18 protein-coding genes, 2 other RNA genes and 2 pseudogenes are annotated in these 20,025 nt (G+C 43.1%); 3 read left to right on the top strand and 19 right to left on the bottom strand.

The window, feature by feature from the left end:
* Positions 1 to 57 precede the first annotated feature (57 nt).
* Positions 58 to 945, bottom strand: coding sequence for a carbon-nitrogen hydrolase family protein (locus AB1S56_RS03715; protein ID WP_340870805.1), 888 nt, complete (start codon positions 943 to 945; stop codon positions 58 to 60).
* An 18-nt stretch (positions 946 to 963) separates the two neighbouring features.
* Entirely contained in the window at positions 964 to 2,502 is a 1,539-nt protein-coding gene (locus AB1S56_RS03710; RefSeq protein ID WP_340870806.1) for a GNAT family N-acetyltransferase, read from the bottom strand.
* A 443-nt stretch (positions 2,503 to 2,945) separates the two neighbouring features.
* On the opposite strand from AB1S56_RS03710, the gene AB1S56_RS03705 reads away from it, so the two are divergent.
* Together AB1S56_RS03705 and AB1S56_RS03700 are read left to right on the top strand one after the other, a co-directional pair.
* A complete protein-coding gene (locus AB1S56_RS03705; RefSeq protein ID WP_340870807.1) occupies positions 2,946 to 3,209 on the top strand; it encodes an AbrB family transcriptional regulator in 264 nt (87 codons plus the stop codon).
* A pseudogene (locus AB1S56_RS03700) lies at positions 3,206 to 3,613 on the top strand (type II toxin-antitoxin system death-on-curing family toxin). Before AB1S56_RS03705 ends, AB1S56_RS03700 begins: the two are co-directional and overlap by 4 nt.
* A 40-nt stretch (positions 3,614 to 3,653) precedes the next feature.
* Here AB1S56_RS03700 and ssrA (AB1S56_RS03695) read toward each other — a convergent pair.
* The 5 genes and pseudogenes from ssrA (AB1S56_RS03695) to AB1S56_RS03675 all read right to left on the bottom strand — a co-directional run.
* Positions 3,654 to 3,917: a transfer-messenger RNA gene (gene ssrA / locus AB1S56_RS03695) on the bottom strand.
* A gap of 182 nt (positions 3,918 to 4,099) precedes the next feature.
* On the bottom strand, positions 4,100 to 4,357 hold the full coding sequence (locus tag AB1S56_RS03690; protein ID WP_340870808.1) for a hypothetical protein: 258 nt from the start codon (positions 4,355 to 4,357) through the stop codon (positions 4,100 to 4,102).
* An 837-nt stretch (positions 4,358 to 5,194) separates the two neighbouring features.
* Positions 5,195 to 5,540, bottom strand: a transfer-messenger RNA (tmRNA) gene (gene ssrA, locus AB1S56_RS03685).
* Complete coding sequence (locus tag AB1S56_RS03680) at positions 5,540 to 6,247, bottom strand: hypothetical protein (protein WP_340870810.1); 708 nt, start codon at positions 6,245 to 6,247, stop codon at positions 5,540 to 5,542. Before AB1S56_RS03680 ends, ssrA (AB1S56_RS03685) begins: the two co-directional genes overlap by 1 nt.
* Before the next feature lie 17 nt (positions 6,248 to 6,264).
* A pseudogene (locus AB1S56_RS03675) lies at positions 6,265 to 6,390 on the bottom strand (hypothetical protein); the annotation flags it as partial.
* A 178-nt stretch (positions 6,391 to 6,568) separates the two neighbouring features.
* On the opposite strand from AB1S56_RS03675, the gene AB1S56_RS03670 reads away from it, so the two are divergent.
* Positions 6,569 to 7,906: an IS1380 family transposase gene (locus AB1S56_RS03670; RefSeq protein ID WP_340873812.1), complete on the top strand. Its 1,338-nt coding sequence runs from the start codon at positions 6,569 to 6,571 to the stop codon at positions 7,904 to 7,906.
* 194 nt (positions 7,907 to 8,100) lie between these two features.
* Here AB1S56_RS03670 and dgt read toward each other — a convergent pair whose 3' ends face one another.
* The 12 genes from dgt to AB1S56_RS03610 all read right to left on the bottom strand — a co-directional run bounded on the left by dgt (position 8,101) and on the right by AB1S56_RS03610 (position 19,817).
* Positions 8,101 to 9,336: a dGTP triphosphohydrolase gene (gene dgt / locus AB1S56_RS03665; protein WP_340872580.1), complete on the bottom strand. Its 1,236-nt coding sequence runs from the start codon at positions 9,334 to 9,336 to the stop codon at positions 8,101 to 8,103.
* A 148-nt stretch (positions 9,337 to 9,484) separates the two neighbouring features.
* Positions 9,485 to 10,228 (bottom strand): phage Gp37/Gp68 family protein, encoded by a 744-nt coding sequence (locus AB1S56_RS03660; RefSeq protein ID WP_340872579.1) that lies wholly within the window; start codon positions 10,226 to 10,228, stop codon positions 9,485 to 9,487.
* Between the two features lie 30 nt (positions 10,229 to 10,258).
* Entirely contained in the window at positions 10,259 to 11,539 is a 1,281-nt protein-coding gene (gene tcmP, locus AB1S56_RS03655; RefSeq protein ID WP_340872578.1) for a three-Cys-motif partner protein TcmP, read from the bottom strand.
* Positions 11,540 to 11,809: 270 nt separating this feature from the next.
* Positions 11,810 to 13,411 carry a recombinase family protein gene (locus AB1S56_RS03650; protein WP_340872576.1) on the bottom strand — a complete coding sequence of 534 codons (1,602 nt, stop codon included), beginning with the start codon at positions 13,409 to 13,411 and terminating at the stop codon, positions 11,810 to 11,812.
* A 93-nt stretch (positions 13,412 to 13,504) separates the two neighbouring features.
* Positions 13,505 to 14,350: a recombinase family protein gene (locus AB1S56_RS03645; protein WP_340872574.1), complete on the bottom strand. Its 846-nt coding sequence runs from the start codon at positions 14,348 to 14,350 to the stop codon at positions 13,505 to 13,507.
* A 95-nt stretch (positions 14,351 to 14,445) separates the two neighbouring features.
* Positions 14,446 to 15,360: a hypothetical protein gene (locus AB1S56_RS03640; RefSeq protein ID WP_340872572.1), complete on the bottom strand. Its 915-nt coding sequence runs from the start codon at positions 15,358 to 15,360 to the stop codon at positions 14,446 to 14,448.
* Positions 15,357 to 16,304: a hypothetical protein gene (locus tag AB1S56_RS03635; protein ID WP_340872570.1), complete on the bottom strand. Its 948-nt coding sequence runs from the start codon at positions 16,302 to 16,304 to the stop codon at positions 15,357 to 15,359. Before AB1S56_RS03635 ends, AB1S56_RS03640 begins: the two co-directional genes overlap by 4 nt.
* Positions 16,305 to 16,855: 551 nt before the next feature.
* Positions 16,856 to 17,596, bottom strand: a complete 741-nt coding sequence (locus AB1S56_RS03630; protein ID WP_340872568.1) for a hypothetical protein — start codon at positions 17,594 to 17,596, stop codon at positions 16,856 to 16,858.
* 141 nt (positions 17,597 to 17,737) lie between these two features.
* Positions 17,738 to 18,352: a DNA repair protein RadC gene (gene radC / locus AB1S56_RS03625; RefSeq protein ID WP_340872567.1), complete on the bottom strand. Its 615-nt coding sequence runs from the start codon at positions 18,350 to 18,352 to the stop codon at positions 17,738 to 17,740.
* Between the two features lie 114 nt (positions 18,353 to 18,466).
* A complete protein-coding gene (locus tag AB1S56_RS03620; protein ID WP_340872566.1) occupies positions 18,467 to 18,655 on the bottom strand; it encodes a hypothetical protein in 189 nt (62 codons plus the stop codon).
* Between the two features lie 266 nt (positions 18,656 to 18,921).
* Positions 18,922 to 19,131, bottom strand: a complete 210-nt coding sequence (locus AB1S56_RS03615; protein WP_340872565.1) for a hypothetical protein — start codon at positions 19,129 to 19,131, stop codon at positions 18,922 to 18,924.
* Positions 19,132 to 19,460: 329 nt separating this feature from the next.
* Positions 19,461 to 19,817 (bottom strand): helix-turn-helix transcriptional regulator, encoded by a 357-nt coding sequence (locus AB1S56_RS03610; protein WP_340872564.1) that lies wholly within the window; start codon positions 19,815 to 19,817, stop codon positions 19,461 to 19,463.
* Between the last annotated feature and the right edge of the window lie 208 nt (positions 19,818 to 20,025).

The raw sequence follows: 20,025 nt of genomic DNA, 5'->3' as shown, positions 1-20,025 counted from the left end.
ATCTTCTTCCACATGGTACACTTCCACCAATTGCAAGGGGGCAAACAGCTTTTTAATTTACAGTAGCTTCTTCTGCTGTTCGTGTTCGCGTTCGTATAGATCAGGACGGCGGTCGTAGAAGGGGGCTACTGAACCGCGTTCGCGATTCTCACGAAGCCTGTGGAAGTCGAGTTCGGCTAGCACCGTCATGTTTTCGTTCGTTTCTCCTACTTGCAAGATGCCATCCGCTGCGAACGGCAGATCACATGGGGTGAATACGCCCGCCTGGCAAAAACCCATGTCCACCTGCGGACGATCCTCGGACAAAGCTCCGACGAGGCCGCTCAATACGACGAACAGTTGATTCTCGATCGCTCTCGCCTGGGCGCAATGCCGTACGCGATGGTACCCGAAGGAACTATCGGTATAGGAAGGGCATAGCAGCAGTTCCGCGCCGCGAAGCGCGGCTGCTCTCGCCAGCTCTGGAAACTCAATGTCGTAACAGGTCAAGATCGCCATCTTGCCCCACTCCGTCTCGAATACGTTAAGCTCGTTACCTGCGACAAGAGGCCAGCGAATCTGTTCCTCCGGCGTAAGATGCACCTTGCACTGCATCTCCACCCGTCCGTCGGGAAAGAAGAGGAATGCTTTGTTCGAGTACTTGCCCTCTCCCTCTAAGCAAATATGCGTCCCCGCTTGTATGGCAATATCGCATTCACGGCTTAGCTCTGTGAAGAACTCGATGTACTTATCGGTGAGCCCATCCAAAAAATAACATGCTTCTTCGTGCAGCATCGAGGGCTCCAAGCTTAGCAAGTGAGCCGTCAAGTACTCCGGAAACACAATCATGGAGGCGCCCTGCTCGGCAGCTTTCCGAACCTTCGTATCCATTCCCGTCCAGAACTCTTCTTTGGTACGGATATCGGTGAGACCGTATTGCGTTGTTGCGATCGTTAACTTTTTCATATGCACCTCTGTTATGGTTTAAGTATGAATTTGTAAGGAATAAATATCTGTCCGCCGATCCTTGAACGACAAGGCATCGCTCGACTTACGGTACCTTTCCAGTGTTTCCATATCTACCTCGGCCATGATGACCGTCTCCGTATTCTCGCTGCACTCCCCCGCGATGCCGTCACGAGAGAAGGAGAAATCGGCAGGTGTATAGATACCGGACTGGGCGTATTGAACGTCTACGTTATCCACATGTGTTAGATTCCCTACCGTACCCGAGGTCACAATGAACATTTGGTTCTCGATCGCCCGGGCCTGTGCGCAGTACTTCACCCTCAGGAACGTCTGCCGATCTTCCGCGCAGAAAGGAACAAATATAATTTGCGCCCCCTCCTCCGCGACGATACGTGACAATTCCGGATACTCGATATCGCTGCTGAGTTGAATCGATATTTTACCGCAATCTGTGTCGAACACTCCGAGTGAGTTACCCCCGTTGATGCCCCACCACTTCCGCTCGTTCGGAGAAATATGCAGCTTGTATTGCCGCTCAATTGTGCCGTCCCGACGGAACAAATGAGCCACGTTGTAGATCCGGTTATTGTTCTCGACAAAGTGGGAGCCGCCTACGATATTTACGTTATACTTAACCGCAAGCTCGGTGAATAATTCTATATAGTTAGTCGTAAATGTCGTGAGCTTCCGGACGGCCAAGCTCGGAGAGCGTTCATCCAAGAAGGAAAGCAACTGCATGGTGAAGTTCTCCGGGAAAACGGCGAAATCGGATTTGTAATCCGATGCCACGTCCACGTAATGCTCACACTGGGTGGCAAATTCCTCGAAAGAATCGATTTTTTTCATCATATACTGGACCACGCAAATACGGACGGGGAAAGACATTTTATAAAGCGTCTTGTTGATGCTCGGCTTGTATTCGATATTATTCCATTCTAACAGGGCCGCGAAATTCTCGGAATCGGCGTCATCGGATAAATAATTGGTAATGATCCTCTTCAGCGTAAATCCGTTCATCATCTGAAAGGTCAGCACCGGATCGTAGATGTTCTGCTGCAACACTTCTTCCGCGTAAGCTCTTGGGGACAGCTTATCGGAATAGTTGTGATACCCCGGGATGCGTCCTCCTACGATAATACTCTTGAGATTCAGCCGCTCCGCCAGCCGTTTCCTTGCCTCATATAACCTTCTGCCGATCTTCATGCGGCGGAAATTCGGATGTACCATAACTTCCATCCCATAGAGGTTCCCGCCCCGGGGGTTGTGGTTACGAATATAACCCTTGTCCGTGATTTCGGAATACGTATGCTGCTCCAAATAATCATCAAAGTTCACGATTAGGCTAGAACAGGAGCCGATAATGTCACCGTCGAGCTCAACGCACATCTGACCATCGGGAAACGTGCGGATGTGACTTTCCAATTGATCCAGCTTCCAGGGATCCATGTTCGGGAAACAAATATTTTGCAGAGCGATGATTTTATCAAAATCATCGCGTTCAATGTTGCGGATGATGATTTTCTTTTCGGAATGCGAGGTTTGATCAAATGTCATAAAAATGACCCCTTTATCATTACTGTCATCTATATTGTACCACGTCCCTAGTATCGGGATGTAGCGGTTTTGTTATATTGTCTCACGGCCTATCGGATGAACTAAGAATAGTGTGTCCAGCGGGGCATCAGGCTTCTTTGAATGGAGGGGATGACTCTACGGCTTTCTATGGGTGTAACCACAGTTTTGATGCCACCTAAAACTCATTGGAACAATGACTGGCATCGTAAGCGATAACTGGTCCCCCTGCAACACGGTTCTCTATAGATCAGCCTGATTGTCTTCTTCAGCACACCCGGGCGGAGATGTGACAGCGTTTCCACTAAAGTTGGGCCCTCTCGCCGAACACGAGAACAAATGAACCGCTAAGAACTGATTGAAAATAGTTCGAACCATTGTATTATTGTTATAACAGTTGAATAGAATGATACGGAGGAAATCATATGAATAGGATGATAGAGATGGAGAGGAAAGTAACGAAATTCGGTAATAGCTTAGGAATAACGATGACAGACGCTCTTAAGCAGATTGGATTGGATCAAGGCGATATCGTTAGCATTGATGTTAGGCCTTCGACAGGCGAGATCATTATTAAAAAATCGACTAAGATTTTATTGCCCGAAGGAATTAGCGCTGACTTCATGGGCACTTTAACAGATGTCATTGAAGAATATGATCAAACATTACGAGGACTCAAAGATAGATGACACCGATTTGATATTTATCCGTTCAAGAAGTAATAGCTATTAATGTAGCAATGATTCAACGTTACAGCCCAGCGGAACACATAGGAGTTAAAGAAGCCGGTTTACTTGAATCGGCCGTTTTCCGTCCCCAATCTTCTGTTTTTGGCGAAGATGCATATCCCACTATTTTTGACAAGGCTGCTGCTTTATTTGAATCATTAGGACAAAATCATCCTTTTCATAACGCGAATAAACGAACTGCTTTTACTGCTCTGGTTATTTTCCTGCGCTATAATAACTTGCACTTTAAGATGAATACTAAGAAAGCCGAAGATTTTACAGTGGATATGGTTAACCATCGATTGAACCGTCAACAAACGGCTATGATCATTGAAGCTCACTGCCTCACAATTCCAAGAACATAAACACAAAAACACCATCCTCATGCGGATGGTGTTCATGATTTGGTGGAGGCGAGGGGATTTGAACCCCTGTCCGAAGACCACGCCACACGGCTTTCTACGGGTGTAGTCACGAATTTGATGTCACCTGAGCAGACGCTTCGTAACCAGCTTCCGTTCTGGTCAGCCTAATTGTCTTCTTCAGCACCCCAGGCGGAGCTAGTTAATCCACTATTATTTCCAGTGCATCAACATCAATTTTTGCTCCGACTAGTTTCAGAAGGTTGAAGCCTATTATCCCGTTCATTTCGTACTCTACACCGCCCACACCTCGGATCGTCTCAACTATATCATCCTTTTCGGGAACTATGCCTATATCCCTAACGATGTCTGCATTCAGCAGGGTACTGGCTGATCCTGTGTCTATAAGTACGTTTTCCAAATGCAATCGTTGTCCTCGAAACTCAATAACTATGGTAATAAACGGAAGTCCGTGGTATTCTGTTATCTTCATCTTAGCCCTCTTATTCCTACATAGCGTTCTTTTGCCACTACTTCAGGACGTGATGTATGGAAGAAGCAGTATTCTCGATGAGGCTCATTTTGATGCAGCTCACTATACTTCTTTAATGCCTTCATCGAGTCATCAAAAGAATCGATTACAGTCATTTCTTCAATAAAACGTTGACCTTCCTTGGAATAAGCCATTGTCGCCTCAAGTACGACCCATTCATTGGGAAAACGCTCCTGCACCTCGTTCCACCGCATTTAAACACCCCCGCCCTACTTCATTTAGCTCAGTATAACATATTGGCAAACAGTCTATAAAGTCACCGACACACTCCTTCAAGTTAAATAATATTAGAAAATGTCGATAAAAAAGAAAGTCGATGTATATTCAATTGGAGGCTCTCAAGTGGACTATAGACGTACATGTCTAATTATTCTATTTGTTGGACTAGCAATATGGTTTGCAGCCTATATATTTTCAAGAAACGTCTTCTCAGGTCTAATGTTAGCGGCCAAATCATTTGATCGTGCACGGTTATTGGGGCACCGAATTACTGCTGGTCGTTCATTATAAAAAAGTTAAGAATGAATACGTGATAACTGAACCGTTTCCAACTCTAAAATTAATTGAAGAAAGTACCCAAGGTTATCTAGAGTATCAGAGCGATGGCACAGTTAAGAAAATCAAAGTATATGACAGGGAGGGCGGAGCATTACCTATCGAGCTAGAATTGTCAGACTATTGAATTTTATGGAACAGCTTTTTGTTGCGGCTCACATAACATCGCGGAGACTTTCTCACTATAAACTCAACTTTCGCAGCTTAATTGCGGCAGATAAGCTAATCATATAGGGGACACATCTCTGTGTGGTTGATTGCTCGACACTCCTACTTATACTAATTGAAGTGGTGTTTTTCTATTTAATGGACCTCTCAACCCTGTTTTTTCCGCCGCATCGCAGTCACATCATTATTCCTTTTTTCGCACTGCGATAGTTGAGTTAAACTGTAGTATCACGATCAGATTGAAAACCTATTAGTTTTTACGTTTAAAATGCAAAAACCCGACCTCTCGAGGTCGGGTTTTTCATGTTTGGTGGAGGCGAGGGGATTTGAACCCCTGTCCGAAGACCACGCCACACGGCTTTCTACGGGTGTAGCTGCAGTTTTGATGTCACCTACGGAGTCCCCCTGCAACACGGTACTCTATAGGTCAGCCTGATTGTCTTCTTCAGCACACCCCAGGCGGAGATGTGACAGCGTATCCCACTAAAGTTGGGCCCTCATCCCGGTACATGGGCGATACAGAGCGAGAGCACGCGAGCAGGTTATTAAGCTGCTACAGCGTAGTTTGTTTGTTGTTTGCCATTTAATTGGCTTTAGCGTTGATGAAGCAGACGACTCCCTGCTACCCGCTGGCACGCTTATTAATTGTCCACCTACCAGCTTAAAATTTCATTTTTCAATTCTCTCAATTCTTTATTAGATACCTTTCTACTACTCTTATAATGTTTGAGTTGAGCTTTTTGCAACTCAAGTATCGGATTATCAACCTCACAAAACCATTTTTTTATATATGATCTTACCCTGTTTGAATATGAAACATCATATTGTTTTCTTAACACAATAGCTCTAATAACATTTACTTCTGGAAAAGGATTACTTGGCACATATTGATCTTCCAACATAATGTCTAATCGCCTTCCATATATTGCACTTTCAAAATAGTCAGCATACCCTTTCCCAGTGGTGACATTAAAGTATGCAGAATCTAAGTTATAAAAGCAGCCTTGAGGTATATTTTCCACCTTGGCATCTAATATTTTGCTCTTGAATGCCCAATTGTTAGCTAGGGTCCATATATCGAACTCTTGCTCCATATACACTGCTTTATACCCACCAAAACGATTTCTAACATGTTGGATTCCTACAAATGCATCATCCAGTGACTCCTTGTCAGTATCAACAATAATATCTATGTCCCTAGGCTTCTTTCCATTTAAGGCAATATCTCTTATGCTACCCCCAATAAGTATTATATCTCCATATCTCTCAAGATTACTAAAAAAATTATCAATATTTTCCTGTTCACGCAATTCATTTATATAGTCCGAAACCCTATTAAAGCGACAAACACTGCTATTCATGCTATCACCCCCAAGCATTATAACCTGACGCCTGTTAGTTTCTGATACAATTCAAATGCATACGAATCAGTCATTCCACATATAAAGTCTGTAGCTAAAAGTAATCGGTCATATAAACTGGGCTTGCCCTCAGAATCTTTTTTTGAAGCAAACTCTTCTAAAACAAAACGATAATTTGGTGAAATCAGGGAATATAGCTTACCACCTGAATCCGTGATACAAAGTTTATAAAAACCGAGATATTTAAAGGAAAATGCATCTCTGAAGTCGAAAATTAAAGATAATCGCTTATTATCTACTTTCACCAACGAGGTGCTGAATATGAAGATCCAATTCACCCAATCTAAGGAAATCCTCTTAACAACGCATGCAGGCTTGGCTGCGGTCGGTGCGCTGCTTTCCCATACACAGTTGTCTCAGCGTCTTAATCGCTCAGCCGTTAAAGGAATGGAGAATCCGATCCACGGGAACGGCGAAGTCATGAAAAGCTATCTTGGTCTGCTCTGCCAAGGTAAAAGCGATTTCGACCACATCGAGCCTTTTCGCAAAGATACGGTGTTTCAAACATGCCTGGGTATTCGCAAAGTGCCTTCAAGCCCTACGCTCCGTCAGCGACTGGATGCCGCTGCACAAACAATAGATGCCAATTGGAATGACATTCTGTTGCAGGAATCTGCCGACCTCATCCGAAACCTCAATGCCCCGGTAACTGGACTTGACGCAGGCGAGCATACGGTCATACCGCTGGACATTGACGTTTCGCCGTTCGATAACTCCGGCACGAAAAAAGAAGGTGTCTCCCTCACGTACAAAGGAACATTTGGATATGCCCCCATCTTTGCCTATTTGGGCCGAGAAGGGTATGGCGTAAATCTTCAATTGCGTGAAGGTAGTACACACAGCCAGAAAGATGGTGCTGATTTCCTTCGGGAAACGATTCATTACGCTCGTCGCATTACAAGTGATCGTCTACTCGTCCGTATGGATTCTGCTCACGATAGTCTTGAAAACTTGCAAGTTTGCCACGCGGAGAAAGATGTTGACTACATCATTAAAGTCAATCTTCGCGGCGCTTCCAAAGAAAGCTGGCTGCGAGTAGCCGAAGACAAAGGGATATCTTGTGAGCAACGCCCTGGGAAGACCACCTACATCGGCGCGATTACATTTCCACAGAAAGACTTCGATTGTAACCTGCGTCAAGTGTTCCAAGTCATCGTGCGTACGATCGATCGGGATGGGCAGGTGCTCATGTTTCCAGATGTGGAAGTGAACGTTTACTGGACATCTCTGACTTGCTCGCCATGGCGTGTCATTGAGCTTTATCGCGATCATGGCACAAGCGAGCAATTTCATAGTGAGCTTAAGACCGATCTAGATTTGGAGCGATTGCCGGCAGGCAAGTTCGATACGAATGAGCTAGTCCTGCACGCTGGCGTATTCGCCTATAACCTGCTTCGCATCATGGGACAAGAAAGCTTACGTCAAGATGATGCACCGATTCGTGGAGGCGTCGGGCGCCGTCGTATCCGAACTGTCATTCAGAACATCATCTACATCGCAGCTAGAGTCAGCCGCCATGCCCGACAAACGTCCTTCAATTTCGGCCGTTACAGTCCATGGTTCCAAACCGTTCGTCGAATCTACCAGGCATTTGCCTGATTATTGTGAATGAAACGCAAGCACAGCCACCAGTCGCCTCCCCCCTGTAAAAAAGGAGGTTTATTTCGCATGCCTTGCTTCCTGTGAAAAGCGCTTCTTGTTTGAATCCGAAGATGGGAATGTTGTAAGATACACAATCTTCTACGCCTGTTTTCCAAAATACGGACTGCCTAGGAGGTAGGGGACCTAAGCTGTCACGGATTCAGGTTACCATCTTTTGTGTTTTGCTTATATCTGTCTTCTGAGGTAACGGCTCCTACAAATAGATCGAGTAATCCGGAAATAACTTGCTGCCCCACTAGTTCTTTTAGAATTATGCTTTTGTCTTTAAAAATATACTCATTAGCAAGATGTTTAAAGGCCAGACGGAGATTTCTCGCTTTAGACGCGAGAATTATATCCTCATCAAACGTACCATCTAATATCTGATGTTGTTGTTCATTAAACGTTTTGACCACCGAATCGATCATGAATCCTTGAGCATATATTCTGAACCTCTGAATAGCTAGTTCAGACTTATCAGTATAATTAGGATGAACATCGCAATAGTACTCTTCAAACTTTTCGTATATTTTCCGTTCCTTCTCACAAGAAAAATCAAGATACTGACCTAGAGTCGTCTTTAATATTTCGTAATTCAGTACCTTCTTCTTTAATCCATCTTCAATATCAGCAGCGGAATAAGCGATATCATCGGCAGCCTCTAACAAAAATGCAAGTGGATGTCTGAATTCCTTTATGCCAGTGCAGTTTTGAATTTCACTAAATGAACTATGCTCGGATTGAAAATAACCAAACTTTTTATAACTAGCTTTTCCACTTTTTTTATTCCCTTCAATGGAAGACCGCGGGTACTTTAACAGGCTTGCTAAAGTTGCATATGTTAAGTTAAATCCATTCTCATCAATTAGATACTGCAATTTATGTGCCAAACGGAAGCTTTGAGCATTCCCTTCAAAATGAATTAAATCACCTTTCTCTGCCTCAGTTAGACCTTCACCATTACCATTTTCAAGCCACTTACGAAAGTACTTTTGTATAACTGCCTCTCCAAAATGACCAAAAGGTGGATTTCCCAAATCATGCAATAAACCTACAGTAGATAGCAAGGCTCCAAGTTTACCACGATGCTTTTCATCAAACAAATAGCTTCTATTTTTAATTAGTTCATTTTCCACACTAACTCCAATAGACCTCTCTAAGGCAGATACTTCTATTGAGTGTGTCAGGCGAGTCCGGACAAAATCACTATTGTCTAATGGAAATACCTGTGCCTTATCTTGAAGCCTTCTAACAGCAGAACTAAACACAACTCGAGAATAATCATTTTCGAAAGCGTTTCTTCCATCAGTCTGAGCTGTTACCTGACTATGTTCTCGAAATCTCTTTTCACACAATAAGTCGTCCCATCGCATAATATAACGTGCCATTTCGATCTCCCTTGTTTGTTAGTCATGTGGTATAGCAGAATTCTTAATCCCAGTAAAACAAGATTTCGACAAAAACATCAAAATCCCTCTTCTTTTTCAAATCAGTATACACGTGCTATATTTCTGATTATTCTAAATCACTTAGTTATCAATTCTTTTCTATTGTTTGAGGGACATTTCTAATGTTTTGAGGAAATTCTCCCCATGTTCTACCCTCCAAAACTCTGCCAGTTCGATGCTTTTGTACACCACCCCACTGCTTGAAAAAGAATGCCACACCATTAACTACACACTGGTTTTTGATACTTACCACCCACTGCTCTTCCATCGGTCTCGCACCATGACCAGATTCACCGCCAACAATAACCCAATCAATCCCTTCCAATTGCAAATGATCTAAAGGCCCAATCAATGGCTCCAAAGATAAAAATTTAATCTTAGCAGGAGTTTGCCTCAAATGATCGATTCTGAATGTTACTTTCTCATTCTCAACACTCACGCCTTGCCATACGTTATCTGGCCATGGTAATTTCGATGATAGTTCCAAAAGCCTGTCAGAACGTTTAGTAAGGATTTGAAAAGTATGCCAGGACGCTTTTTCCATCGTCTCAAACACTTGCAATATAAACTCCAGTGGAACGTCATTATGGAATAGATCTGACATTGAATTTACAAATATCATTTTAGGTTTTTTCCAAGTGAGCGGGAGGCCTATAAGGTCATTATGAAGGGTTAAATTAAACCCCTTGCTATACCTTGGATTACCCATTGCATGCAATCGTTTCGACATAGTTGCGGCATAGCAATGTTTACATCCCTCTGATATCTTAGTGCATCCTGTAACTGGATTCCAGGTCGCTTCTGTCCATTCAATGTTCGAATTCGTAGCCATACTCCACCTCCTCGTATCAACGTACTCTGTTTAAAAGATATCATTAAATATATCCATCTGCTCCATCGTTGGCCCAGCTTGTGAAATACGATTCAAGTAATCTACTGGAAATTTGATTTTCAATGATAAGCTATCTGCTTCTTTATAATTTGCAAACGATTGTGATGAAGCAACTACACAGCTATTCTTCTTAAATAATTGAGCACTGAAATCATAGATACTCTTTTGATTACTTTCATCACGGAAAGGAAGTGGAGACTGTTGCAGGAAGTAATCGATTATTTGACCATACGTGGTTTCAGTGTTATTAAAATGTTGCATTATCTCTTTTACAAAGTCGAAGTAATCATACAATCTAGCATAAGTTGATTCTGAAAAGAGATCGTCTGCATATAACATTTTAATGCTCCCGGTAGTAGTATGATAAGCATCCTCGGCCTTGAGACGCAGATGTTCAAAAGTCACCATTGAACTCTTCATCTCAATCAATCCAGCCCTGCTCCTCGTTGCAAATACCAAATGAAAATATACATTAGGGTTTAAGGGGCTATAGATTCGTTTCTTAAGTGCATACACAGGCTCATTAAAATTGCTTTTCAAACGGTGTATGTATAAATCAATAATCTGATCCTCCAACTTTTCAAACAAACTTCTACTTACTTGGTTTTCCATAATATCTTTACTTGAAGCCATTTTGATGTACTCAGAAATGTTTGGAGGCAATACGTCAATACCAAAGAAATTACATAACTCCACATGATTGTTCTGAATTCTATAGTTTCTGACTAAAGAATAACTCATTACATTAATGAGAACTTCGTGTGCTCGTTCAGACAAGATCCTTATAATATCGGCCATATGTACACCCTTATAACCAAATGGATCTACAAAGTACAAAGCAGGAGAGCCTGCTGTAGAAGATAGCAAACTTGTCACATGAGACTTGAACTCACCACAATAGTTATTTATTTGTGCAGGAAACGGAGAGGTTTGAGCCATTTGCTGAAGCATATTGTGATAATCATCCAACAATTCTACCGTATGAATAAAAAAACGACATTGCCTCTTGTACTGAAATTCACGTTGTAAATTAAATAATTTGTTTATTGCAATTAATGGGGACCCTTCTTGACCGTCCTCAAAAGTTCCTCTACCCGCAAAACAATCTACAAAGTGACATTTCTTAATAGACGTACTAATAGAAGCTTTCATAAAAACATTAGCCCATCGAGTTAAATAGTCCTTAAGTAAGATATGCTTAAGGATTGTCTGAATATCCTTCTTCTCAAAATGCTTATCATTAACTTTCATATATCGGATTCACCTCTAGGATTAGGGTTTCCTATGTCCGACTAAGCTGTTATAAGCATTATAACATAGACTGAATCTACATCCGTATAAATAACACTGCCAGAAAAATATGAATCAGAGCATCCTACCTAAAAACACTGAGGTGCTCTGATCTCATAGATTTACTGCATATGATTACTCCCGTGGTACGACACTCAAAAAACTCTGTCACTTCACGTTAATCACCTTATGATCTAACCGCTCCAATTGCCTCTTCAAATAATTAGGTAATCAATACATTTCTGCTACTATCGTCTTCTCTAACAAGACCTCTCCATCCGTCTGCAACTGTATCGTCAAATACAGCTTCTTTGTCTCCCGTTGAAATAACACCTTCGATACAAACTTCGCCGCCAACTGATTCAGCATTTGCGGATTCGGCACTTCTGCATCCAGCAGTCCGATCATCGTCTGCATGTCATATTTGGCAGATGCAATGTATTCCTCTGGTACTGAGACACCCTGTAGGCTCGACAAAAGCACATCCAGTTCCTGCTGCTTCTCCGTTAGCTCCTGTTGCATCTCATCCAGCATATCCTGATGATACGGCTTCGCTCTTCCTGCTCGTATATCGTCCTCAACGGTCTCAATACGTTTCTGTAGAAATCCAACCTCTGCTTCCAAAGTTGCTGCCCGCTGCATCTGACTTTTGTTTTTCTCGTTGTAGTAACGCTGTATCTCATCCGCAAGCTGATTATCCATCGACAGCCGCAGCAGCGTGATCCGGAGTTTGTTGGTTACGACCTCTTCAACACGCTCCTTACGCCAGCCAACATACGAGCAGAACTCCTTGCCCTTCCGCAAATAACCACCACAGGTGTAGTATTTCTGTCCACCGCCCTTCTTTCGTGCTGAATTGGAGTTTCCGACCATTCGCGACCCACATTTATCACATACTATAATGCCTCGGAGCCAAAATGGAGACGCCCCCTTTAATTGAAACGGTTTATGCGATTCGCCGCCGCCACTGTCTCTCCTACGAGCGTTCTCCTGACACTTGTTAAACAGTTCTTCAGTAATGATTGAAGGATGAGCATTCTCCGTAATAATCCATTCTGAACGATCACGCCACTTCTTCCCTTTCGTCTGATAGTCCTGCTTATTCCACACCTTGCGGCCAATGTATGATTCGTTGTAGATAATTGCACGTATCGTACTCGCTGACCACTTCCCGCCCTTCTGTGCCGGAATACCATCTTCATTGAGTCTTGACGCGATCTTCTTATACCCGGCACCTTCATTAGCGTACTGATTGAATATCGACCTGACGACGTCGATCTCTTCACGCGGGCCCAATACCCAAACTGCTTTGGTCTTCTGGCTGCTCATTGCAATATGCTCTGTCCGATAGGCGTAAGGTGGCGTACCTCCGTTGTTGTAGCCAAGCTTCGCATTTTGCGTCATCCCTTTACGCACCTCAACAGCCAAGTTTGCGTTGAAAAACTCCGACATGATCTCCAGCATACCTTCAAGCAGCATGTCCTGCGGCGTTTCTGCCTCTGTCTGTTCGGTCACTGATATAACCTTCACGCCCACTTGAGCAAGCAATGCCTTGTAGATCACATGATCGTCACGCTTGCGGGAAAAACGGTCAAACTTATGTACGACAACAGCTTCAAATGGGCAATTGGAACGTTTAGCGATTGCAATCATCTTCTGAAACTCCGCTCGTTCGTCCGTTTTAGCTGATCGCCCCTTTTCAATAAACTCACTGACGATTACCCAACCTTTGCTCTGGCAATATTGTTGAATGGCCTTCATCTGTGCTGGAATCGACAGCTCTTTTTCGGCTTGACGATCAGACGACACACGTACATACATGGCTACTCTCATTTTCAACGACTCCTTCGTATAATGGTTTTTAGGCACAAAAAATAGCAGGCACACCGCACTGACGGCATACCTGCTGCGTTCAAATCGTTTTAATTACTTGGACTGCTTTCTTAACCTCAAACACGCATGAGCTGTATTCCAGAGCTTTTCGTCAATGATTGCAGGATGGGCTTTTTTGGTTATAATCAGATGCTCCTGTGAAAGAGACTGACCGCCTGCAACAGGTTTTTTATTCCATACTCGGTAGCCTAAATACGCTTGATTATCGAGTATTGCAAGAACGGTAGACGGAAGCCAGCGGCGACCCTTCAGCATTCCTTCCTGATTTAATATACGAGCAATACGTTTCCCTCCCATTCCTTCTGCAGCCATTTGGAACATCTGTCGTACCAATTGAACTTCATCATCTGCACCGAGTCCATAGGTAACCTTAACACCCTGCTGAACTCGTCGATAGCCGAATGGGACGCGACCGCCGCAATGATATCCTTGTAACGCATTCTCCTTCATGCCCTTTAATGTCTCATGCTTTAGATTAACGTTATAGAACTCACTGATGACCTCAAGCATTCCCTCAAGCAGCATACCGTGAGGCGTTTCCGGTTCAGTCGGCTCGGTGGCTGATAACACAAAAACACCCTGCTTCTTGAGCAGGGCCTTATACACGATATGGTCCTCACGCTTCCGACTGAAACGATCAAATTTATGGACGACGATAGCCTCGAAGTTTCTGTTCGGCTGTTGTGCCGCAGCAACCATACGCTGAAAATCTGGTCTCGCATCATTCTTCGCTGATTTCGCCTCGTCAACATATTCGTCGACGATACGCCATCCGCGTTCATCTGCATATTGCTGCAATGCTTCCCGTTGAGCCGGAATCGACAGGTCACGCTCTGCCTGTTGTTCCGATGATACTCTCAGATAGATGACGATGTTCATTTAATAATACTCCTCTCGAAACAATTATTTTTTAAAACAAAAATCCGACCTACAAGTAGACCGGATAAGTATTTCAAATATAGAATGCTTACTCTTTAGATAGTCTTTACACCTGGCTGCTTCTTGCCTCTCACGGCTTGTCCTGTCGGGCTTTTTGGTATGTTTCCATGATGTAACGTATTGGGAAGTACCTCTATTCCGATTTGCCCCACCTTCTTCTTGTTGACCCACTTTGTTATGGTAATACGATGCATATCGTCGTCCTCAAGACCAAGTTCATTAAGGATAGGCCAATACGTCTTCGACATATTATCAATATCGCGAGTTTCGACGTCCCCAACGAATTGCAAATCTATATGATACGATGGAAGCTTTGGTAGGTTTACCATCGACTTGAGCGGCTCCGCAATTTGAGTACACTGCAGATCGCTGAAGAGCATATACTTATCTGGAGCATCATAAACTATCGGTGGCTCCTTGGGAACGATATAAACTTCCGTCGCTATGCGAGCTACTGATTTGCTGGATCTTTTCACTACTTCAAACAGCTCCACTTCAAGATAATCTAATCCTGCTTTCGGCGTCTGATCATATACGATCTCTGCACTATAGAGCTGATTGTCATTGCTGATCACTTGACCATTTAGCGAATCAATCACAGACTTTAGAACATTGAGCAGAGGGGAGGTCATTTTCGTTGCCTTAATCACTGCCATTGGTAAGTCTCTGATTCGACGGGATGATATCAAATGCACTTTCACTCCATACTTGCTGGGCGGCAGCGGGAGTGATATTGCCGCAGCTTTAAGACTCGCTCTGAACAACATGGACAGCTTCTCTTGAAATACCATCATATTCGTGAACTGATGGCGGAGCATTTTGTTATCAGATTCATGGATAAATCCGTGTGGTGCTTCATTTATAATAATTCGTGATTGACCGTCAGTTTCAACCAAGATATTAGAACCGTACACAGAATCCACTTGTATTTTCTGCATATGTGATGTCATGGAATAAGCACACCTCCCAACTTATAATCAGTTACTTGTTTTTCAAATATGAAAGTTGGTCGCAGAACACACATTTGCATTTCTTTCTTGCTAGGGGAATATGATGATCTGATGTCCTCCACAAATGCAAACTCTCCATCTCCCATGTCTCTGAGCAGCACCGACACCGGTTTAAACATTCCTCGCTCCACAAACGAGGCAATCGTTATTTCAACTTTCTTCGGATCTTCTTTCACCTCATAACAGAAGGACTCATGAACATCGATATAGCCTTCACCGGTGTTAGTATTATGTTTTACTCTTACAACATTAGGATCAATTCCGCCAAAGTATCTCAGCCAAAAATGTGAGTAGAGCAGCATCAATATTTTCAGTTTACGCTGATTCCAGTGTGATTGCTCCCAAATCGGGGGCCTACCCATGAACCGCGATTGCTTCGCATTAGAAGCGGAGAGCATTTGTGTCGTAAACAGCTTTGACGGCAACATAATGTATCCGTGATTATGAGCCTTTAATCCCTCAGTGGTTCGCTCAATATTCGAACAACTGTAAAAGGAGCCACTACTCCCCGGTAAATAATCTGGGGCCGCCAAGACTCTACGTAATACTGTCCTACCTTTCTTCTGCCTAGTCTTCAAAATAAAGTGACGGCTTTCCAACCAATCCAACGATTTGTTAACTGTAACTGTGCTCATATTCAGTTCTTTTTCAATTCGTTGTTTACCAATGAATACATCACCCGGCACCTGGCCGTTTATATCGGTAGAGGCACAATGCATGGATAGATACGTATATATCTTTAACGTCTCGTCTTTGGGGAAATCCGGGTAAATATTAGAGATAATCTTTCTAGGCATAATAAACATAGAAGAACATTGTTGAAAATGACTCGTATTCTGATTATCGTTTACATACATCGAGCTAAAGCTTCGCAACTTTTTCATGTCTGCCTCCATCTATAATCTGTTATTTCTATTAAAACAGATTAATATAAAAGAAAACAGGGAGAGACTTCCCTCCGCACCTCGATTTACAATAGCGACTGTAGCCCGTCAAGGCCGAGCGTAGCGAGTTCATTATAGCCTTGATGAGGCGTCTCCCTTCTCCCACGCTATTGCTTAGCTCCAGCAACTTGTTGCTGGGATGCCCAGCGGCGAGCGACGGGATTGCAAAGGGTGGTAATCCTTTGCGTCCTCCCTCAGGGAGCGGAGAGGGTGGTTATTTATGACGTACCTGCTTACACCTGCATTCAAATCATCGCTGCTACTGTCGGCGTTATTCAGAAGCAGTATGGTGAAATTACGGCATGATTCAATTTGATGATACAATATAGCCAGATCAGTAACGAGCATTTCATATTTCTCTGATAGTGCATCCATGGGAAGATGACTCCTCTGATTGTATTAAGAACAAACAGAAACTTCCTGTTAAGGAAGCTTTGTGAAAGAAATGTATAATGTTTTCAACATAGAAAAGAACGCCGCTAAACTATATTTCAATGCAACTTCTTTAAGTCAAACTGAATAGTATCGACGCCAACCAATGCCTCTTGAAGCTCTTTGGGCAACTGTATCTCCAGAAGAATACCGTCAAACCTTATCATCACTTCGATTACGGTTAGCGGCAGCAGAGTATCAACCGCCGCTGACATACTGTAATTTGCGGTACGAAGTAACAGTTCATTGTCATACGCAATAAGATTAACATAGTAATCATCGGCAGACAGTTTGAATGATGCAGGTAACTGCAATCCATTTGATGTATGTTTTACGGTAATGAATTGGCGATGCGAAACTACCGAAAGCTCGGAAGACCACCTCCCGATGCTCCCCTGAAGTCTCTGGAAGGCTACTGATGTGCCATTTACAAGTACATCGGCAATCTGCTTTATCAATGTCATAAATTGCGTTATTCGCAAGCGTAGGAGGTCTCGATGAATGTACGATATCCTTTGAACCTTGTCGATCAATAGGTTAGGAGTACCGTTCATGAATGAATCAAAAAACCTGATCTTCAAGCCTGTTATTCGTTCAAACCATTTCAGCCAGAAGGATTGCTTCAAGTCATATTCTTGATTGCTGATGATGATAACATAATTGTAATCGCCGTCAGCTACATTCAGTTCAACGACTTCTTTACTGATGACAGTTTGCCGAGGAGAAGCAGGTTTCATATGAACCATGCGTGTTTCTTTGACTTCAACGATAGCTGGGAGACCATGTTTTAGCATTTCCATAATCAATCCTTTCAGAATGTATTGTATGAGGCAGACATACGGTCAGCCTATGAGGTGAGAATAGCAAGGCGACGCCGGTGCAGACAATCGCCTTCTATATCCAGCTTTATAATTTGATCAAGTGGTTCTTACTTTGAGTCGTTACATCAAACCTTGTTCTTTCAAACTTAAAAATCGATTGTCACCGATAATAATGTGATCGAGCACAGACACTCCCATAATATCTCCCGCCTCCATCAAACGCTTCGTCAATTGTATGTCTTCCGGAGAAGGATCAACTACGCCGCTCGGATGATTATGACAAGCGATGATAGATGCCGCTGAGCATTTGACGGCAATACGGAAGACTTCTCTCGGGTGGACGATAGCCGCGTTCAGAGAGCCGATTGAGATTGTCTCAGGCTGTCCGATAACATGGTTTTTCGTATTGAGAAATATAACAACAAAATGCTCCTGTTGTAGATAGTGTAGATGCGGCTGAAGAAGATTGGCAGCATCTTTTGGCGAACGAATGATATAAGGAGCAGTGTGAACGGGCTCACTCAATTTCCGGGCTAATTGCAGAGCGGCAATGATTTGTCGGGCACGTACTCTTCCAATGCCCTTAATGGTGACAAGCTCCTGCTCGGTAACATTCATTAGTTCAATCACTGAAGGGAAGCGGGAAAAGATTTCACTAACAACGTAGGAGCCTTCCTTCTCCGCCAATACTTCGGCAAAAAGAGTTTTAATCGATGGTAAGCTATATACTTTCATATGAAATACCTCCGTAAATGCGAATAAGAGACGTCCATTGTAGCGGACATCTCCTATTGCGAAATATAATGATCTTTTGTATGATGAAGACAATATGATTTTTCTTTATCGCTCCTATTTTGTGGGGGCGATTTTTTCTTTGTTTAGTAGACTTTCGATTTCAAGCTGAATGACCGTGACTCGGACAAGAAGCTGACAGTAGATTCTTCCTTCTTCGCTTTCAAGGCTTCCGTCTTTATCCATCATCAGCAATACTTCCTTTAACTGATTACGTTTCTGCACAAGCTCCTGTAACATCGGCATTTGCCTCACCTCCTTTGAATTCATTGCTAAACGACGCTCATTCATTAACTAATAACGGCTGCTGAACAGTGTACGTAATCAATACGGTAATTTTCGCGTTATTGAGAGCGACAACAGCGTATGTTCCAGCATCGATCTTAACGCTATATACGTATCCTTTTTGATCGCAGTATCCAAGGTACTCCTTCTGACTGTTGGACCGAAGAGCTTCGTAATTCATTTGTCGTAACTCCTTTCTTTCAGATTCCTTGCTACATCATTTGGCATTAACGAATCGTTTCCACGACTTGGTTGATATGAGCAAACTCGCGACGAAAGTACGCCAGCATCCAGCGTGTTGCAGTCTCTTCATCAACGCCGTAAATGCGGCGGCAATACGTATGAAGGACAAAACCTGCAATTTTTGCGTCACCATTCATAACAAGCCTTCTCAAAACCGTAACAACCGGTTCAGGCAATCCCTTTTTAACCACCATGTGTGTTCACCTCCCGTTTGCCGTACTCTCACTCCGGCGAATCTCTCTGTAACGCAAATAAGCCCGCTCATCCGCAGGTACAATGCATGATTATGAAGCTCAGACCAATAGCTATCGAATGTGGCAAGACGACAACACGAACTCCATGTCCTCGTTGTCATACAACTTGCCTGCAAAATAAAAAGGACTGCCATCCGCTGTATAACAGCAGAAAGCAGTCCATATGTAACCGGGTGGGGCATGAAACAACAAGCCACCCCTATTACTAAATGCATGGTGGTACCCCAAGAAAATATGTATATTTTACCCTCTATAAGGCGATTTGGTTATCAACGATTCTTCCGGTCGATTGTAATCAGAAATTCACGGGCAATCTTCAAAATAAAGTCAACATCTTCAATTTGCCTATCACTGAGCAGGGTGTTCAATTCCTCTATTTTGTTGCGGGCACCATCATTATAGGCATCCGATAATACATCTATTTCTTCGAACAGCTGATTGGGCCGTACTCCCAGAGCATTAATGATCTTTTCTAACGATTCCAGTGAAATGTTGCGGGTACCTCTTTCGACGTCACTTACATAACTGAAGCTGAGGCCGGACTGTTCCGCCAACTGTTCTTGTGTCATTCCTCTGAGTTTCCGTACCCTTCGGATTTGTTCACCTACCATATACTTAAATTCCATTCTGAATCACCTCTACTTCAGCATAGTAGAGTGTGAATGAGACTCTTATCCTATTATAGCGACAATTGAACTACACTTATAAGGGTAAATATTGTATAATGTCCCTGTTAAGTTACTGCCAAGATTCTACATTTTTTGAAGGGGGTATATTCAACTTTAAAGCAATAGCTAGCTATCGTAACTAACCATAACTTCAGACATTCCAAAA

Origin of the sequence: Paenibacillus sp. PL2-23, assembly GCF_040834005.1 — a bacterium.
Lineage (GTDB): Bacteria > Bacillota > Bacilli > Paenibacillales > Paenibacillaceae > Pristimantibacillus.
Note: the sequence above shows the minus strand (reverse complement) of the source record. Positions and strands in the feature narration are given on the sequence as shown.

What these genes read in the sequence shown, in the direction of transcription:
- AB1S56_RS03715 (WP_340870805.1), bottom strand. Translation starts at nt 945, where the DNA reads ATGAAAAAGTTAACGATCGCAACAACGCAATACGGTCTCACCGATATC.
- AB1S56_RS03710 (WP_340870806.1), bottom strand. Translation starts at nt 2,502, where the DNA reads ATGACATTTGATCAAACCTCGCATTCCGAAAAGAAAATCATCATCCGC.
- AB1S56_RS03705 (WP_340870807.1), top strand. Translation starts at nt 2,946, where the DNA reads ATGAATAGGATGATAGAGATGGAGAGGAAAGTAACGAAATTCGGTAAT.
- AB1S56_RS03690 (WP_340870808.1), bottom strand. Translation starts at nt 4,357, where the DNA reads ATGCGGTGGAACGAGGTGCAGGAGCGTTTTCCCAATGAATGGGTCGTA.
- AB1S56_RS03680 (WP_340870810.1), bottom strand. Translation starts at nt 6,247, where the DNA reads ATGAATAGCAGTGTTTGTCGCTTTAATAGGGTTTCGGACTATATAAAT.
- AB1S56_RS03670 (WP_340873812.1), top strand. Translation starts at nt 6,569, where the DNA reads ATGAAGATCCAATTCACCCAATCTAAGGAAATCCTCTTAACAACGCAT.
- dgt (WP_340872580.1), bottom strand. Translation starts at nt 9,336, where the DNA reads ATGGCACGTTATATTATGCGATGGGACGACTTATTGTGTGAAAAGAGA.
- AB1S56_RS03660 (WP_340872579.1), bottom strand. Translation starts at nt 10,228, where the DNA reads ATGGCTACGAATTCGAACATTGAATGGACAGAAGCGACCTGGAATCCA.
- tcmP (WP_340872578.1), bottom strand. Translation starts at nt 11,539, where the DNA reads ATGAAAGTTAATGATAAGCATTTTGAGAAGAAGGATATTCAGACAATC.
- AB1S56_RS03650 (WP_340872576.1), bottom strand. Translation starts at nt 13,411, where the DNA reads ATGAGAGTAGCCATGTATGTACGTGTGTCGTCTGATCGTCAAGCCGAA.
- AB1S56_RS03645 (WP_340872574.1), bottom strand. Translation starts at nt 14,350, where the DNA reads ATGAACATCGTCATCTATCTGAGAGTATCATCGGAACAACAGGCAGAG.
- AB1S56_RS03640 (WP_340872572.1), bottom strand. Translation starts at nt 15,360, where the DNA reads ATGACATCACATATGCAGAAAATACAAGTGGATTCTGTGTACGGTTCT.
- AB1S56_RS03635 (WP_340872570.1), bottom strand. Translation starts at nt 16,304, where the DNA reads ATGAAAAAGTTGCGAAGCTTTAGCTCGATGTATGTAAACGATAATCAG.
- AB1S56_RS03630 (WP_340872568.1), bottom strand. Translation starts at nt 17,596, where the DNA reads ATGGAAATGCTAAAACATGGTCTCCCAGCTATCGTTGAAGTCAAAGAA.
- radC (WP_340872567.1), bottom strand. Translation starts at nt 18,352, where the DNA reads ATGAAAGTATATAGCTTACCATCGATTAAAACTCTTTTTGCCGAAGTA.
- AB1S56_RS03620 (WP_340872566.1), bottom strand. Translation starts at nt 18,655, where the DNA reads ATGCCGATGTTACAGGAGCTTGTGCAGAAACGTAATCAGTTAAAGGAA.
- AB1S56_RS03615 (WP_340872565.1), bottom strand. Translation starts at nt 19,131, where the DNA reads ATGGTGGTTAAAAAGGGATTGCCTGAACCGGTTGTTACGGTTTTGAGA.
- AB1S56_RS03610 (WP_340872564.1), bottom strand. Translation starts at nt 19,817, where the DNA reads ATGGAATTTAAGTATATGGTAGGTGAACAAATCCGAAGGGTACGGAAA.